Consider the following 14,977-nt stretch of genomic DNA (forward strand, 5'->3'; position numbering starts at 1 on the left):
GTGGTTTCAGTACAGCTAAAGATTTTTACGTACCCTTAGCGCTCGTGATGGACGAGCTACCCCTGGACCAGGTACGGACCCTGCTCGCCGTGGTCGACGAGGGCACCTTCGACGCGGCGGCCGCGGCCCTGCACGTGACCCCGTCCGCCGTGAGCCAGCGGGTCAAGGCGCTGGAGCAGCGGACCGGGCGGGTGCTGCTGATGCGCACGAAGCCGGTACGGGCGACCGAGTCCGGGCAGGTGGTGGTCCGGTTCGCCCGGCAGCTGGCCCGTCTGGAGCGGGACGCGCGCGCCGAGCTCGGCATGGCGCAGGAGTCGGGAGGTCCGGTGCGGCTGCCGATCGCCGTCAACGCGGATTCCCTCGCCACCTGGTTCCTGCCGGCGCTCACGCGGGTGCCGCAGGATCCGCCGGTCTTCTTCGAACTGCACCGGGAGGACGAGGGGCATACGACGGCCCTGCTGCGGGAGGGCCAGGTGATGGCGGCGGTCACCTCCTCGCCGGACCCGGTGGCGGGGTGCACCGTACGCGGGCTGGGGCTGGCCCGGTACCTGGCGGTGGCGAGCCCCGGATTCGCGGCCCGGTACCTGGCCGGGGGCCTCGAACAGGGCCTGCGGGAGGCTCCGGTGATCGTCTTCGACCGGCGGGACGAGCTCCAGGACGTGTTCGTACGGTCGCTGACCGGCGATCAGGACGCCGGGGCCGGGCCACTGCGCCACCACGTACCGACCTCGGAGGGGTTCTGCGACGCGGTGGCGGCCGGGCTGGGCTGGGGGCTGGTGCCGGAGCCCCAGTCGGAGCCGCTGCTGCGTGCGGGCAGGCTGGACCTGCTGGTGCCGCGGCGGCCGATGGACGTGCCGCTGTACTGGCAGCAGTGGAAACTCGACTCCCCGGCGCTGTCGACGGTGGCGGAGGTGGTCGCGGGCGCGGCGGCCGAGGCCCTCCGCCAGGACGGGACCCTCCGCCGGGACGGGACCCGCCACCCGGCGGGCCGGGGTCGGTCCTGATCCCTGCGGACACCCCCTAAGCTGCGGGTATGGAGTCCTACACGATCGGCCAGGCCGCCCGGCTGCTCGGCGTGAGCGTCGACACGGCCCGGCGCTGGGCCGACGCCGAGCGGTTCCCCACCCGGCGCGAGGGCACGCGGCGGATGGTGGACGGGCCGGACCTGGCCGCGTTCTGCGTACAGGCCGCCCAGGAGGCCGGCGAGGGCGAGGACGCCCCCTACACCTCGGCGCGCAATGCGTTCCCGGGCATCGTCACCGCCGTGAAGCTCGGCACGGTCGACGCCCAGGTCGAGATCCAGGCCGGCCCGCACCGCATCGTGTCGCTCCTGACCCGGGAGGCGGTGGAGGAGCTCGGCCTGGAGGTCGGCGCGCGGGCGGTGGCCCGGGTCAAGTCGACGAGTGTGTTCATCGACAAGGTCTGACGGGGGCCGGTCGGCGGCGGTGGCAGACTGGCCGCTGATCCGCCGAAGGGGAGTACCTCGTTGTCCATGTTCAGCAACCTGCGCCGGGCCGTGCGTCGCGGCTACCGTCGCGCCGTCGACCTCAGCCACCCGTCCCGCTCCCCGCTCGGAAGCGCGGTGGTCAACTGCGTGGTCTACGTCGACGGCGTACGGCAGGACGGCTGCGCCGAGGTGGAGGAGGCGCTGCGGCGGGTCCGCAAGACGGGCGACGGGTTCGTCTGGATCGGCCTCCACGAACCGACGAATGAGGAGCTCGCCGGGCTCGCCGAGCTGTTCGGCCTGCACCCGCTCGCCGTCGAGGACGCGGTGACCGCGCACCAGCGCCCCAAGGTGGAGCGGTTCGACGACATACTCTTCTCCGTCTTCAAGACGGTGCGCTACGTGGAGCACGAGGAGCTCACCGCGACCAGCGAGGTCGTGGAGACCGGCGAGCTGATGGCGTTCACCGGCGACGACTTCGTCATCACCATCCGGCACGGCGGCCACGGCACGCTGGGACCGGTCCGCGAGAGCCTGGAAGCGGCGCCGGACCAACTGGCCAAGGGGCCGGCCTCGGTTCTGCACGCCATCGCCGACCACGTCGTCGACGACTACGTGGCCGTCACGGACGCGGTGCAGAGCGACATCGACGCCGTCGAGACCGCGGTGTTCAGCGAGTACGGCGGCCGGGGCGACGCGGGCCGGATCTACCAGCTCAAGCGCGAACTGCTGGAGCTGCGCCGGGCGGTGGCCCCGCTCAGCCGCCCGCTCCAGCACCTGGCCACGCAGCCGATAACGGTGATCCCGGCGGAGGTCCGCGCCTACTTCCGGGACGTCTCCGACCACCTGACCCGGGCCACCGACCAGATCAACGCGTACGACGCGCTGCTCGACTCCATCCTCCAGGCGCACCTCGCGCAGGTGACCGTCGCGCAGAACGAGGACATGCGCAAGATCACGGCGTGGGCTGCCATCGTCGCCGTGCCCACCATGGTCTGCGGGGTCTACGGCATGAACTTCGACAACATGCCCGAGCTGCACTGGACGTACGGCTACCCGATCGTGGTCGGCGTCATGGCCCTCGCCTGCTTCGCCATCCACCGCGGCTTCCGCCGCAACGGCTGGCTCTGACTCCCGGCAGTCCTACAACACGCATGGCGCGCACGGGTATTGAGCTGTCCCGACCTCTGGTAGTAAAGTTTCCTAACGAAGCCGCTCAAGTCTCAACTTCCCCATGGAGGACTTGTGTTCGCCCCCCACCGCAAGAAAATCGCCATCAGCGCCCTGCTCGGTGGCGCGCTCCTCGCCGTACCGGTGACCGCCCACGCGACGGCGGCGCCCGCGTCCGCATCCGTGTCCCCCGCCGCGGCATCGGCGAAGGCCGTCGGCCTCGACGACCCGGCGAAGAAGGACATCGCCATGCAGATCGTCTCCAGCGCGGAGAACTCCTCCCTGGACTGGAAGGCGCAGTACAAGTACATCGAGGACATAGGCGACGAACGCGGCTACACGGCCGGGATCATCGGCTTCTGCTCCGGCACCGGCGACATGCTCGACCTCGTCGAGTACTACACCGACGTCAAGCCGGGCAACGTGCTCGCCAAGTACCTCCCGGCCCTCCGGAAGGTCAACGGCACCGACTCGCACAAGGGCCTCGACCCGAACTTCACGAAGGACTGGGCGAAGGCGGCCCAGGACAGCGAGTTCAAGAAGGCCCAGGACCACGAGCGCGACCGGGTCTACTTCAACCCCGCCGTCAGCCAGGGCAAGTCCGACGGGGTCGGCACGCTCGGCCAGTTCATGTACTACGACGCCATCGTCATGCACGGCGACGGCGACGACTCCACCAGCTTCCGCAACATCCGCAAGCGGGCCCTGTCCAAGGCCAAGCCCCCGGCCCAGGGCGGGAACGAGACCACCTGGCTGAACGCCTTCCTCGACGCCCGTGTCTGGGCGATGAAGCAGGAAGAGGCGCACAGCGACACGAGCCGTGTCGACACCGCGCAGCGGGTCTTCCTCAAGAAGGGCAACCTGAACCTCAACACCCCGCTCGACTGGAAGGTCTACGGGGACTCGTTCCACATCGGCTGAACCGGTCGGTGAGTTCAGGGTGAGTTCAGGGTGAGTTCGCGGCGTCCCGCGCCGGCCCCAGGGTCCGGCGCGGGACGCCGTTCGCGTACGTGACAGAGGCTGACAGGGTCGCGGAGGCGTAACGATGTGGGTGCGGATGGGCGTGCTCCGCCGGGGGTGAGGGCGTACGAGGGTTGCCGCCGAGCGGCTCAGGAGGCTCTCGGGCATCACGAATCGGTCCCTATCACCCCTGTTTCGTCACCCCGTGTGACCCGGCACGACCAGCGGGTTCCAAGTGGCCGTCGGGGCCCGTGATTTTGACCGGTGAACCCTGGAAAAGCGGTGATTCCGGCGTGTTGTGAACTGGCTTGACCGCCACATAAGCGGGGCATAAGTTCTGCCTCGGCTTGCTCCAGCAGGACGGGCCGACGAACCGTCCTCAGGGGGGACTCATGAACTACTACACCGACGTCCTGAAGAAGTACACCGTCTTCTCCGGCCGCGCCCGCCGCCAGGAGTACTGGATGTTCTTCCTGTTCAACTTCGCCGCCGCGCTCATCCTCGCCATCGTCGACGGTGCGCTCGGCACGTACCCGCTGCTCTACGCGATCTACGCCCTCGCGGTCTTCCTCCCGAGCCTCGCGGTCGCCGTCCGCCGCCTGCACGACACCGGCAAGTCCGGCTGGTGGATCCTCATCGGCCTCGTCCCGCTGATCGGTGGCATCTGGCTCATCGTCCTCATGGCGACCGAGGGTCAGCCGCAGCCGAACGAGTACGGCCCGAACCCGAAGGCCGTCCACGCCTGAGCAGGCTCGCACGCCTGATCGCCTGAGCGCCTCCCGCGGCTGGAAACAGCCGCGGGGCGGCGCTCTCGCCGTTTGCGGGGCCCGGCGGCGCCCCGGCCGGGCGAGGGTGACGCGCGTCTCCCCGGGACTCGGGCAGGGGGCTGTCCGGACCGGTCCGATCACGAGATATCTTGATGTCGAGCAATGTTGCAGACGAGAGACGCAGACTGTGGAGCGGAGCATCCGGTGACTGACTCGACCATCATCTACACGCACACTGACGAGGCCCCGGCCCTCGCGACGTATTCCTTCCTGCCTGTGATCCAGGCCTACGCGTCGACGGCCGGTGTGAATGTCGAGACCCGTGACATCTCCCTGGCCGGTCGGATCATCGCCAGCTTCCCCGAGTACCTGGAAGAGGGCCAGCGGATCGCGGACGCCCTCGCCGAGCTCGGTGAACTGGCGAAGACCCCGGGCGCCAACATCATCAAGCTGCCCAACGTCTCGGCCTCGATCCCGCAGCTGAAGGCCGCGGTCGCCGAGCTCCAGGGCCAGGGTTACGCGCTCCCGGACTACCCGGACGACCCGAAGACCGACGAGGAGCGCGAGAACCGCGCCCGTTACGACAAGATCAAGGGCAGCGCCGTCAACCCGGTCCTGCGCGAGGGCAACTCCGACCGCCGCGCCCCCGCCTCGGTCAAGAACTACGCCAAGGCCCACCCGCACCGCATGGGCGCCTGGACCTCCGAGTCGAAGACGAACGTCGCCACCATGGGCGCCGAGGACTTCCGCTCCACCGAGAAGTCCGCGGTCGTCCGCGAGGACGGCGTGGTGCACATCGAGCACGTCGCCGCCGACGGCACCGTCACCGTGCTCCGCCCGTCCGTACCGGTCCTCACCGGTGAGGTCGTGGACGCGTCCGTCCTGCACGTCGACGCGCTGCGCACCTTCCTGAACGACCAGATCGAGCGCGCCAAGGCCGAGGACGTCCTGTTCTCCGTGCACCTCAAGGCCACGATGATGAAGGTCTCCGACCCGATCGTCTTCGGCCACGTGGTCCGCGCCTTCTTCCCGAAGACCTTCGCCCGCTACGGCGAGACCCTGGCCGCCGCCGGCCTGTCCCCGAACGACGGCCTCGGCACCATCCTGAACGGCCTGGGCGCGCTGCCCGACGCCGACGCGATCAAGGCCTCCTTCGACGCCGAGATCGCCGAGGGCCCGGCCCTCGCGATGGTCGACTCGGACAAGGGCATCACCAACCTGCACGTCCCGTCCGACGTCATCGTCGACGCCTCCATGCCGGCCATGATCCGCACCTCCGGCCACATGTGGGGCCCGGACGGCAACGAGGCCGACACCCTGGCCGTCCTCCCGGACAGCAGCTACGCGGGCGTCTACCAGGTCGTCATCGACGACTGCCGCGCGCACGGCGCCTTCGACCCGTCCACCATGGGCTCGGTGCCGAACGTCGGCCTCATGGCCCAGAAGGCCGAGGAGTACGGCAGCCACGACAAGACCTTCGAGATCGCCGCCGCGGGCACCGTCCGCGTCGTCGACTTCGAGGGCAAGGTCCTCCTGGAGCAGCAGGTCGCCAAGGGCGACATCTTCCGCGCCTGCCAGACCAAGGACGCGCCGATCCAGGACTGGGTCAAGCTCGCCGTCACCCGCGCCCGCGCCACCGGCGTCCCGGCCGTCTTCTGGCTCGACGAGGGCCGCGCGCACGACGCGCAGCTGATCGCCAAGGTCAAGACGTACCTCGCCGACCACAACACCGACGGTCTCACCATCGAGATCCTCTCCCCGGTCGAGGCCACCAAGTACTCCCTGGAGCGCATCCGCCGCGGCGAGGACACCATCTCGGTGACCGGCAACGTGCTGCGCGACTACCTGACCGACCTCTTCCCGATCCTGGAGCTGGGCACCAGCGCCAAGATGCTGTCGGTCGTCCCGCTCATGAACGGCGGCGGCCTCTTCGAGACCGGCGCCGGCGGCTCCGCCCCGAAGCACGTCCAGCAGCTGGTCAAGGAGAACTACCTGCGCTGGGACTCCCTCGGTGAGTTCCTCGCGCTGGCCGTCTCCTTCGAGCACCTCGCGACCACCACCGGCAACGCCCGCGCCCAGGTGCTGGCCGACACCCTGGACCGCGCGACCGGCACCTTCCTCAACGAGGACAAGTCGCCGAGCCGCAAGCTGGGCGGCATCGACAACCGCGGCAGCCACTTCTACCTCGCCCTCTACTGGGCGCAGGAGCTGGCCAAGCAGACCGACGACGCCGAGCTGGCCACCGCGTTCGAGGCACTCGCCAAGACGCTGGGCGAGCAGGAGCAGACCATCGTCGGCGAGCTCATCGCCGTCCAGGGCTCCCCGGTCGACATCGGCGGGTACTACCAGCCCGACGCCGCGAAGGCCTCGGCGGTCATGCGGCCGTCCGCGACCTTCAACCAGGCGATCGCGACCCTCGCCTGAGGTCAGGTTGTCTTGATCGATTCCGCCCCGGTCGGCAGCAGCCGACCGGGGCGGACCCGTACGCCGCCGCCCGCGCGCGCAGGAAACCCGGTTGCGGGGCGGTTCCGCCGACGGCTAGGAAGTCCCCGTGATCCAGGGAACCCTGGCCGGGCTGCGCGCCCGGTGCGCCGATGACGTAGCCGTGCTCCACGCCGGGCTGTACGAGGACGTGGCGACGCGCTCGCGCGCTGAAGCCGGGCCGTGGCGTCCGATAACCCCGAGCACCGGCCACTCCCCGTACGAGCCGTCCGCCCCGTCCGAAACCGCGTCGTTCTTCTCGGTGGTCGAGGCCGGCTCCGGATCGCTCGCGGGCGACGCCGGGCTGTGGGGCATCGACACCCACAACCGCAACGGCCACCTCGGGATCTCCCTCCTGCCCGGCTCCCGCGGCCGCGGCCTGGGCGCGGAAGTCGTGCAGCTGCTGTGCCACTACGGGTTCACCGTGCGCGGGCTGCACCGGCTCCAGGTGGAGACCCTCGCCGACAACGCCGCCATGATCGGCGCCGCGACCCGCGCGGGCTTCACGCCGGAGGGCACGCTCCGGCGTTCCGCCTGGGTGGCGGGGTCCTTCGTCGACGAGGTCATCCTCGGGCTGCCGGTGGAGGAGTGGAAGCGGGGGGCCGAACCGCGCCAGTGACCGCCGGCGGCCCCTGGCGCCCCTGTGGCGGGTGCGTTAGCGTGCCGCCGGGAATCTGGGGGGAGTTCGGGTGGCGCGTCGCAAGAACACGTTCCGGGTCCGGGTGGCCGCCGTGCTCGCCGCCGTCGCGGCCAAGACGGTCGGCGCGCGCCCTCGGCCGGGCGAGGTCTGGCTGGCCATGGTGCCGCTGCGCGAAGACCCCGAGCAGCGGCTGCGGCACTACTGCGTGGTGCTGGAGACCGGCTCGGGCGCGGCCCGGGTCGCCCAGATCACCAGTAAGGACAAGGACGGCCGGCGTGACCACATCCGGATCCCGAACCACGGCTGGGACGAGTTCTCGGGCCGCTCCCACTGGGTGGAGATCGGCCGCGAGCCCCGTGTGGTGCCCTACCGCAGGTTCCTCAAGTTCCGGCCGCAGGGCCCCTGCCCGGACGCCGTCTGGTCCGAGCTCCAGGCCCGCCGTCCGGCGGCCGTCCGTACGGCCGTGGCGGCCGCGGGGGCCGCGGGGCCCGCGGGGACGCCCCTGCTGAAGCGGATCCTGCGCAAGTACCGGGGCTGACGGGACCGCTCGCGCGTCCGGCTCCTGGTCAGAGCCGGTGGACGCGTTCCCCCTCGAAGGCCAGCGGGGACCGGCCCGCGGCCAGGATGCGCAGCCCCGGGGCCGCCGTGAGCAGGCGCCGCAGCCAGGCAAGCGCCTCCGGCGCGAGGTGCTCGGTGCCGTCCAGGACGAGGAGCATGTCCCGCTCCGCGAGCCATGACACGGGGTCCGTCGTCCCGTACGGCAGGAACGGCATGCCCGGTACGCAGCCCAGCGCGGCCGTCAGCTCGCGTACGCCGAAGGGCCGGCCCATCGTGACGACGGCCGCGCCGTCGCAGAAATTGGACGCCAGCCGCTCGGCGATCTCCCGCACCAGCCGGCTCCGCGGCTCTCGGAACCGCCCCGTGATCGTCAGCACCCGTCCGCGCCGGACGGCGGTCAGCAGCCGCGACAGCTCGTCGGATGTCGCCGGCAGCGTGCCGGCCCGGCCCGAATCCCTCATCGGCACGATGCCCCCCATTGCATGCGTGTCCCATGCGCGGCCAAGGGTTCTTTCGAGCCGCGTAGCGATGATTATGCGCCAGTTCTGCCGGAAGGCCAGGGGAATGTCGGATTCCGGATAAGTTGTACACACGACGTGCTTTTGTCCATTCGTCCAGGTGGGGGACGATGGCGGGCGGGAGCGGCCGCCCTGTGCTCGGATGGTGATCATGGGCCATGACCACGGAGCTCCCTCGGCGGCCACCGGAACCGTCAGCGGGACGTTCCGCGCCCGCCTGCTCTGGACCATCGGCATCAGCGTCACGATCACCGTGATCCAGGTCGTCGGCTCCCTGCTCTCCGGCAGCCTCGCCCTCCTCGCCGACGCCGCGCACAGCCTCACCGACGCCGTCGGGGTCTCCCTCGCGCTCGGCGCGGTCACCCTCGCCCAGCGTGCCCCGACCCCCCGCCGCACCTTCGGCTTCTACCGGGTCGAGATCTTCTCGGCCGTCCTGAACGCCCTGCTCCTCCTCGGCATCTTCGTCTGGGTCCTCTACACCGCCATCCGCCGCTTCAGCGAACCCGTCGAGGTCAAGGGCGGGCTGATGTTCGGCGTCGCCGTGGTGGGCCTGGCCGCGAACGGCGTCGGCCTGTGGCTGCTGCGCGACGCCAAGGAGCACAGCCTCAACCTGCGCGGCGCCTACCTGGAGGTGCTCGGCGACGCCCTCGGCTCCATCGCCGTCATCATCGGCGGCCTGGTCATCCTGCTCACCGGCTGGGAGGCCGCCGACCCCATCGCCTCCATCGTCATTGGCCTGCTCATCGTCCCGCGCGCGTACGGACTGCTGCGCGAAGCCGCCCACGTCCTGCTGGAGGCCACCCCGCAGGACATGGACCTGGCCGACGTACGGCGCCACCTCCTGCAGGAGCCCGGCGTACTGGCCGTGCACGATCTGCACGCCTGGACCGTCACCTCCGGCATGCCCGTGCTCATCGCGCACGTCGTGGTCGCCGCCGAGACCCTGCGCGGCGAGGACCACGGGAAGCTGCTGGCCCGGCTCCAGGCCTGCGTGGGCGACCACTTCGACGTGGCCCACTCCACCCTCCAGCTGGAACCGGAGGGGCACACCGAGGACGCGCGGGCCCTGCACACGTGACCGCGGGCGCCGTCACCCCCACCCGGCCCGGTGCGGAGCGCGGGGCAGTGCGCCGGGCGCGGCCGCCACCACCGCCCCGGTCCGCCGCGCGTGGTGCCGTTTCAGGTCCTCCTCCCGGTAGCGCCGGGTCTCCGCGTGCCAGGTGGCGATCCCGGCCATCCACTGCTTGAGCTCCTCCGCGTACCGGTCCAGCGCCGCCCGCGCCGCCGCGTCCAGCCCGAAGTCCCGGTACATCGCGGGGAACTCGTGTCCCAGTACGTGCTCGAACTGCTTCATCCGCGAGGTCATCAGGTCGTTCACGACCCCGAGCGCCGTCGGGTAGTCGCAGTCGAAGAAGGTCTCCGTCACGACCAGCATGTTGAGCAGCTCGCCCTCGTACTCCACCTCCTTCTGGTACGAGTACACGTCGTTCATCAACCCCGAGTAGTCGAAGGCGGCCGCCTCCAGCGACTGCATCGCCGCACTCTCGTACACGGCCTCCGGTACGACGTCCATGTGCGCCATCCGGGCCAGCGAGGCCGTCATGGGAGAGCCGAAGGTCACCCGGCGCATCTCCAGGTAGTCCACCGGGTCGGGTACCCGGTGGACCGCCTGGTTCTCCACCTCCCACAGCCAGCCGTCGAGCACCGAGTCCATCGCCGCCCGGAACATGCGCCGCCCGGCCGGGGCCATCGGGGTGATCGTGCGCAGCCAGACGTCGGCGAGCCCCCGTTCCACCGCGTTCACCGGGGGAGGGGTGGGCTCCTGCGGCTCCAGCGGCATGAGCGCGCGCAGCCGGGCGTCCTGGGCCCGGGCCCCGGCCAGGTCGCGGGTGGCGCCGAAGCGGATGGGATAGAGGTCGTCCGCGTACGTGCCCCAGCTCAGCCAGGCCGCGCTGACGTCCAGGTCCTCGGCCGAGGCCTTCGGGTCGATGCCCGCCGAGCACAGCGCGAAGTCGAAGTCGACGGCCTTCTCCTCCCACCACAGGCCCTCGTCGAACATCCCCATCGCGCGGTTCCACTCCACCAGCCGCCCGCGGGCGCCCTCCAGGTGCGGGTTGAGCCGGTTCGGGTACGGCAGGTAGAACTCCGGGACCACCGACGGGCCCACCGGGTGCGGGGTGCGGGTGTGCCGCCGGCGCCGGTCCGCGCCTCCGGTGATCCCCAGCAGCGCCTTGAGGGCGGAGGCCGCGCTGCCCAGCCCCGGGGGCCCGGAGGGCAGCCCGGCCCGCCGGTTCATGTAGCGGCTGGAGCGCAGGTGCCACTCGTGGCCGCCGGACTGCCAGTCCTGGAGACCGCGCGCGTACGTGAGCACCGCGGCGACCTGCTCCGGGGTCAGGCCGGTCCGTACGAACATCGGGGGCAGCTCGGCGAAGAAGGTGTGCTCGAACTGCTGGAGCCGCGAGGTCAGCAGCCGGTTCAGCTGGTCGGCCGCCTCCTGGGTGGTGCACCCGAAGAACGTCTCCAGCACCAGCACCCCATTGCTGAGTTCGCCCTCCTGGCCGACCTCGCGCTCGTAGCTGAACAGGTCGTTGCGGAAATGCACCGAGTCCGCGAAGCAGTCGCGCAGCACGCGCAGCGGCCGTTCGCCGGAGACGGCGGCGGGTACCTCGGCGCCCACCGCGTGCTCGATGAGCCCCGCCGACCAGGGTGCTCCGCCGACCTTGCGGCGCTGTTCCACGTACTCGACCGGATTGGCGACCCGGCCGATGCTGATGTTGTCGAGCTCCCACAGGGACTCCACGAGGAGATTGCGGGTGCTGAGGGAGAAACGGGCGATCCAGTCCGGCGAATGCCCGGGGACGGTACGGGCCCACAGGTCGGCGAGCCCCGCCTCGACCGGGTTGCCGGGCTCCGGGCTCTGCGCCCCCACCCCGTGTGCGGGTGCGGTATCGGGCATGAACAGGGCCAGGCGCTCCAGTGCGGTGCGCCCGCCCTCCCGGTCGCCGCGCCGCTTGAAGACCTCCAGGAACCAGTCGTCGAAGAAGAACACCCACACGTACCAGTCGGTGACCAGCGAGAGCATCGACGCATCGCATTCGGGATGGGTGTAGGCGCACAGCAGCGCGTAGTCGTGGGCCTCCAGGTCGGCCTGGTCCCAGACGCCGGAGCCCTCCAGCATGCCCATGCCGCGGGCCCAGCCGAGGGCGTGGGCGCGGGCGCGGGCCAGGTGGGGATTGAGGCGGGCGGGATGCGGGACGTAGAACTCGGGCAGTTCGAAGGGCTGCTCGCTCCCTGTGTTGCTGCTCATCGGCCGCCGCCCTCAGTCCTCGAAGCGCGAGATCTCTACGTTCTCCAGCACCCCGACGGCGTCGGGAACCAGGATCGCCGCCGAGTAGTAGGCGGTGACCAGGTAGGAGACGATCGCCTGCTCGTTGATGCTCATGAAGCGGACGGACAGCCCCGGCTGGTACTCGTCCGGCAGGCCCAGCTGGTGGAGTCCGATGACCCCCTCGTTGTCCTCGCCGGTGCGCATGACCAGGATCGAGCTGGTCCGCTCCTTCGTGATCGGGATCTTGTTGCAGGGCAGCAGCGGCACCCCCCGCCAGGCGGGCATCATGTGCCCCTGGAACTCGACGGAGGCCGGGTACAGGCCGCGCCGGCTGCACTCGCGGCCGAACGCGGCGATCGTGCGCGGGTGCGCGAGGAAGTACTGGGAGCCGCGCCGCCGGCTGAGCAGGTCGTCCATGTCGTCGGGGGTGGGCGGGCCGGTGCGGGCGTAGATCCGCTGCTCGTACTCGGCGTTGTGCAGCAGCCCGAACTCCGGGTGGTTGACCAGCTCGCTCTCCTGACGCTCCTTGAGGGCCTCGATGGTCAGGCGCAGCTGCTGCTCCGACTGGTTCATCGGCTGGTTGTAGAGGTCGGCCACGCGGGTGTGCACGCGCAGCACGGTCTGGGCGACGCTCAGCTCGTACTCGCGGGGGCTCAGGTCGTAGTCGACGTACGTGCCGGGCAGCATGACCTCGCCGGTGTGGCCGGCCGACAGGTCCACGGCCTCGCTGCCCTTGCGGCCGACCCGCTCCGCCTCCAGATAGGCCTCGGCGTGCCGGCGCAGGGCGGGTGAGCGGTTCAGCGCCTCGTCCCAGTTGCCGCGGTTGTACGTCATGGTCACGACGTCGGTCTGGGCCCGGGCGGTGAACTCCCAGCGGGCGTCCGGCAGCGGGTGGTGGCCGAAGTGGTCACCGTCGCTGAGGACGCCGAGGCTCGCCTCCTCCCCGTACGCGCTCTCACCGAGCTGCTCGATGCGGCCGTGGGCGATCAGGTAGATCTTGTCGACGGGCTCGCCGCGGCGGACGATCACGTCGCCCTTGCGGAACTCCTCCTTGACGAACCGGTCCGCGATCGACTTGACGACGGCGTCGTCGGGGAAGTGCCGCAGCATGCCGAGCTCGCGCAGCATGGGCGGGATGACCCGCAGTTCGGATCCGGTCTTGACGAAGCTGATGCGCCCGTCGCCGAGGGTGTAGCTGACCGTGCGGTTGACCCGGTACGTGCCGCCGCTGGTCTGGACCCACGGCAGGATCTTCAGCAGCCAGCGGGAGCTGATGCCCTGCATCTGCGGGGCGGACTTGGTGGTGGTGGCCAGGTTCCGCGCCGCGTCGGTACTGAGGCTCTGGCGGGCGGAGCGGGTCTGCGGTGCGGCGGCGCCGGCTTCGGTCGTCGGGTCGACAGACATGACGGAACGTCCTCTCGGTCGGTCTTCCTCGCTCGGTCTTCCTCGGCCGGTGTTCCTCGGCCGGTGTTCCTTGGCCGGCCGGTCTTCCTGGCTCCGGATGCGGCGTCGGTGGCGGTCGCGTTCGTCGTGCACGGGGTTGATCGGAAGGAGCGGCCCCGCTTGTGCGTGATCCGCTGTGCTCCCACACGCCACGCACACCCGGTGTGACCGGGGGCCACGGTGTGCACACGTCTTAGTTAGAGGCAGGGCGGCCCCACCGGGTACACGGGCCCCTGTCCCACCCTGTTGAATCTCCGACCGTGTTGAAACGCTGGACACACGTACGAGTTGGGCGGTTCTGGATGGCGAAGCGTGACCCCAACGGACGACTCCGCACCCTCCTCACCGAAGCCCGCTGGAGCGGGCAGGACTTCGCACGGGCCGTCAACGGCGTCGCAGCCGAGGCCGGCCTCACCCTGAGCTACGACCGGACCTCCGTCTCCCACTGGCTCGCGGGCACCAAGCCGCCCGCGCACGTCGTCGCCCTCGCCGCCGAGGCCCTGAGCCGGCGCACCCGGCGCCGGATCGACGCCTCCGACACCGGGCTCGCCCGGCCGTCCGCCGCGCCGCGGGGGCGGGAACGCTCCGCGGACGCCGGCGGCCTCATCCCCGCCCTCGGCGCCCAACTGCCGGACAACGGCCCGGACTTCGGGGTCGGCGCGTTCGGCGAGATACCCGTGTACTCCTCGGCCTGGCGGCCGCCGGAGGGGCAGCACGCCGGTCCGGAGGCGACGGGCACGCGCACCGGGGTACGGATAGGGCAGGACCACGTACAGGCCGCCGAGGCGGTGCTCCCGGTCTTCCGCAACGCCGACATGATGTTCGGCAGCGGCCTCGCCCGGCCCGCCCTGACCGCCTACCTCGCCACCACCGTCGCCCCATGGCTGCGCGCCGACGCGCCGCCCTCCGTACGCCACCGGCTGCTGGGCGCCACCTCCCGGCTCGCCTACACCGCCGGGTTCCTGTGCTTCGACAGCAACCAGCACGGGGTGGCCCAGGCCTACTACCGGGCGGCGCTGCGGCTGGGCCGGGAGGCGGGCGATCCGCAGTGCCACGCACCCGTGCTGCGGGCGATGAGCGTGCAGGCCCACCACCTCGGCCACCGCATGCAGGCGCTGGAGCTCGCCCAGGCGGCCGCGCGGGAGGTGGGGCGGCTGCCGACGCTCCAAGCGGCCTTCGTCACCGGGCAGTTGGCGGTGGCGGAGGCCGCCTGCGGGGACCGGCGGGCCGCGGTCTCCCATCTGGCGGGCGCACAGCGGCTGTTGGAGCGCTCGGAAGGGCAGAGCGCGCCGATCGGCGACTACCACCAGGCCGCGCTGTGCCACCAGGAGGCGGAGGCGCTGGCCGCGCTGGGTGACGGCCGGGGCGCCATCGCCGCGCTCGGCGCCTCGCTGCGCCACCGGCCGGCGGCGGAGCGCCGGGCCCGGGCCGTCACCGCGGCCCGGCTCGCCGAACTCCACCTGGGCCAGGGGCACCTGGAGCGGGCCTGCGCCGCCTGGCACGAGGTACTGGACGCCGTACCGCAGCTGGAATCGGCCCGGGTGTCCGACGCACTGCGCCGGATGCGGGGGCGGCTGCGGGCGGTCCGCGCCAGCGGGGTCGTACGGCCGCTGCTGGAGCGGGTGGCGGCGGGAACGTAACGGGACCTCCCGTCGCACATCCGTGCAG

At 71.2% G+C, this 14,977-nt stretch carries 13 protein-coding genes; 10 read left to right on the forward strand and 3 right to left on the reverse strand.

Features of this window, described 5'->3' with window-relative positions; translation table 11 throughout:
• Positions 1-47 precede the first annotated feature (47 nt).
• The 8 genes from ACIQU4_RS11070 (at position 48) to ACIQU4_RS11105 (ending at position 8,000) form a co-directional block, all read left to right on the forward strand.
• Positions 48-1,004 (forward strand): LysR family transcriptional regulator ArgP, encoded by a 957-nt coding sequence (locus tag ACIQU4_RS11070; RefSeq protein ID WP_403728192.1) that lies wholly within the window; start codon positions 48-50, stop codon positions 1,002-1,004.
• Between the two features lie 29 nt (positions 1,005-1,033).
• On the forward strand, positions 1,034-1,426 hold the full coding sequence (locus ACIQU4_RS11075) for a molybdopterin-binding protein (protein ID WP_403728194.1): 393 nt from the start codon (positions 1,034-1,036) through the stop codon (positions 1,424-1,426).
• Positions 1,427-1,492: 66 nt separating this feature from the next.
• On the forward strand, positions 1,493-2,575 hold the full coding sequence (corA, locus tag ACIQU4_RS11080) for a magnesium/cobalt transporter CorA (protein ID WP_403728196.1): 1,083 nt from the start codon (positions 1,493-1,495) through the stop codon (positions 2,573-2,575).
• 114 nt (positions 2,576-2,689) lie between these two features.
• Entirely contained in the window at positions 2,690-3,535 is an 846-nt protein-coding gene (locus ACIQU4_RS11085) for a chitosanase (RefSeq protein WP_403728197.1), read from the forward strand.
• A 431-nt stretch (positions 3,536-3,966) separates the two neighbouring features.
• Complete coding sequence (locus ACIQU4_RS11090; RefSeq protein ID WP_403728199.1) at positions 3,967-4,320, forward strand: DUF805 domain-containing protein; 354 nt, start codon at positions 3,967-3,969, stop codon at positions 4,318-4,320.
• Between the two features lie 225 nt (positions 4,321-4,545).
• Positions 4,546-6,765 (forward strand): NADP-dependent isocitrate dehydrogenase, encoded by a 2,220-nt coding sequence (locus ACIQU4_RS11095; protein WP_403728201.1) that lies wholly within the window; start codon positions 4,546-4,548, stop codon positions 6,763-6,765.
• 127 nt (positions 6,766-6,892) lie between these two features.
• Entirely contained in the window at positions 6,893-7,441 is a 549-nt protein-coding gene (locus ACIQU4_RS11100; protein WP_403728203.1) for a GNAT family N-acetyltransferase, read from the forward strand.
• Between the two features lie 70 nt (positions 7,442-7,511).
• Positions 7,512-8,000, forward strand: a complete 489-nt coding sequence (locus ACIQU4_RS11105) for a hypothetical protein (RefSeq protein ID WP_403728205.1) — start codon at positions 7,512-7,514, stop codon at positions 7,998-8,000.
• 28 nt (positions 8,001-8,028) lie between these two features.
• Here ACIQU4_RS11105 and ACIQU4_RS11110 read toward each other — a convergent pair whose 3' ends face one another.
• Complete coding sequence (locus tag ACIQU4_RS11110; protein ID WP_403728207.1) at positions 8,029-8,487, reverse strand: hypothetical protein; 459 nt, start codon at positions 8,485-8,487, stop codon at positions 8,029-8,031.
• Between the two features lie 193 nt (positions 8,488-8,680).
• On the opposite strand from ACIQU4_RS11110, the gene ACIQU4_RS11115 reads away from it, so the two are divergent.
• On the forward strand, positions 8,681-9,616 hold the full coding sequence (locus ACIQU4_RS11115; RefSeq protein ID WP_403728208.1) for a cation diffusion facilitator family transporter: 936 nt from the start codon (positions 8,681-8,683) through the stop codon (positions 9,614-9,616).
• Between the two features lie 12 nt (positions 9,617-9,628).
• On the opposite strand, the gene ACIQU4_RS11120 is transcribed toward ACIQU4_RS11115, so the two are convergent.
• Both ACIQU4_RS11120 and ACIQU4_RS11125 read right to left on the reverse strand, forming a co-directional pair.
• Positions 9,629-11,845, reverse strand: a complete 2,217-nt coding sequence (locus ACIQU4_RS11120) for a germacradienol/geosmin synthase (protein WP_403728210.1) — start codon at positions 11,843-11,845, stop codon at positions 9,629-9,631.
• A 12-nt stretch (positions 11,846-11,857) separates the two neighbouring features.
• Complete coding sequence (locus ACIQU4_RS11125; RefSeq protein ID WP_403728211.1) at positions 11,858-13,270, reverse strand: family 2B encapsulin nanocompartment shell protein; 1,413 nt, start codon at positions 13,268-13,270, stop codon at positions 11,858-11,860.
• A 341-nt stretch (positions 13,271-13,611) separates the two neighbouring features.
• Between ACIQU4_RS11125 and ACIQU4_RS11130 the strand changes: the two genes are divergently transcribed.
• Positions 13,612-14,949 (forward strand): hypothetical protein, encoded by a 1,338-nt coding sequence (locus ACIQU4_RS11130; protein WP_403728213.1) that lies wholly within the window; start codon positions 13,612-13,614, stop codon positions 14,947-14,949.
• Positions 14,950-14,977 lie beyond the last annotated feature (28 nt).

This window comes from Streptomyces sp. NPDC090741, from assembly GCF_044769045.1.
GTDB lineage: Bacteria > Actinomycetota > Actinomycetes > Streptomycetales > Streptomycetaceae > Streptomyces.

What these genes read in the sequence shown, in the direction of transcription:
- ACIQU4_RS11075 (WP_403728194.1), top strand. Translation starts at nt 1,034, where the DNA reads ATGGAGTCCTACACGATCGGCCAGGCCGCCCGGCTGCTCGGCGTGAGC.
- ACIQU4_RS11115 (WP_403728208.1), top strand. Translation starts at nt 8,681, where the DNA reads ATGGTGATCATGGGCCATGACCACGGAGCTCCCTCGGCGGCCACCGGA.
- ACIQU4_RS11090 (WP_403728199.1), top strand. Translation starts at nt 3,967, where the DNA reads ATGAACTACTACACCGACGTCCTGAAGAAGTACACCGTCTTCTCCGGC.
- corA (WP_403728196.1), top strand. Translation starts at nt 1,493, where the DNA reads ATGTTCAGCAACCTGCGCCGGGCCGTGCGTCGCGGCTACCGTCGCGCC.
- ACIQU4_RS11125 (WP_403728211.1), bottom strand. Translation starts at nt 13,270, where the DNA reads ATGTCTGTCGACCCGACGACCGAAGCCGGCGCCGCCGCACCGCAGACC.
- ACIQU4_RS11120 (WP_403728210.1), bottom strand. Translation starts at nt 11,845, where the DNA reads ATGAGCAGCAACACAGGGAGCGAGCAGCCCTTCGAACTGCCCGAGTTC.
- ACIQU4_RS11070 (WP_403728192.1), top strand. Translation starts at nt 48, where the DNA reads ATGGACGAGCTACCCCTGGACCAGGTACGGACCCTGCTCGCCGTGGTC.
- ACIQU4_RS11130 (WP_403728213.1), top strand. Translation starts at nt 13,612, where the DNA reads ATGGCGAAGCGTGACCCCAACGGACGACTCCGCACCCTCCTCACCGAA.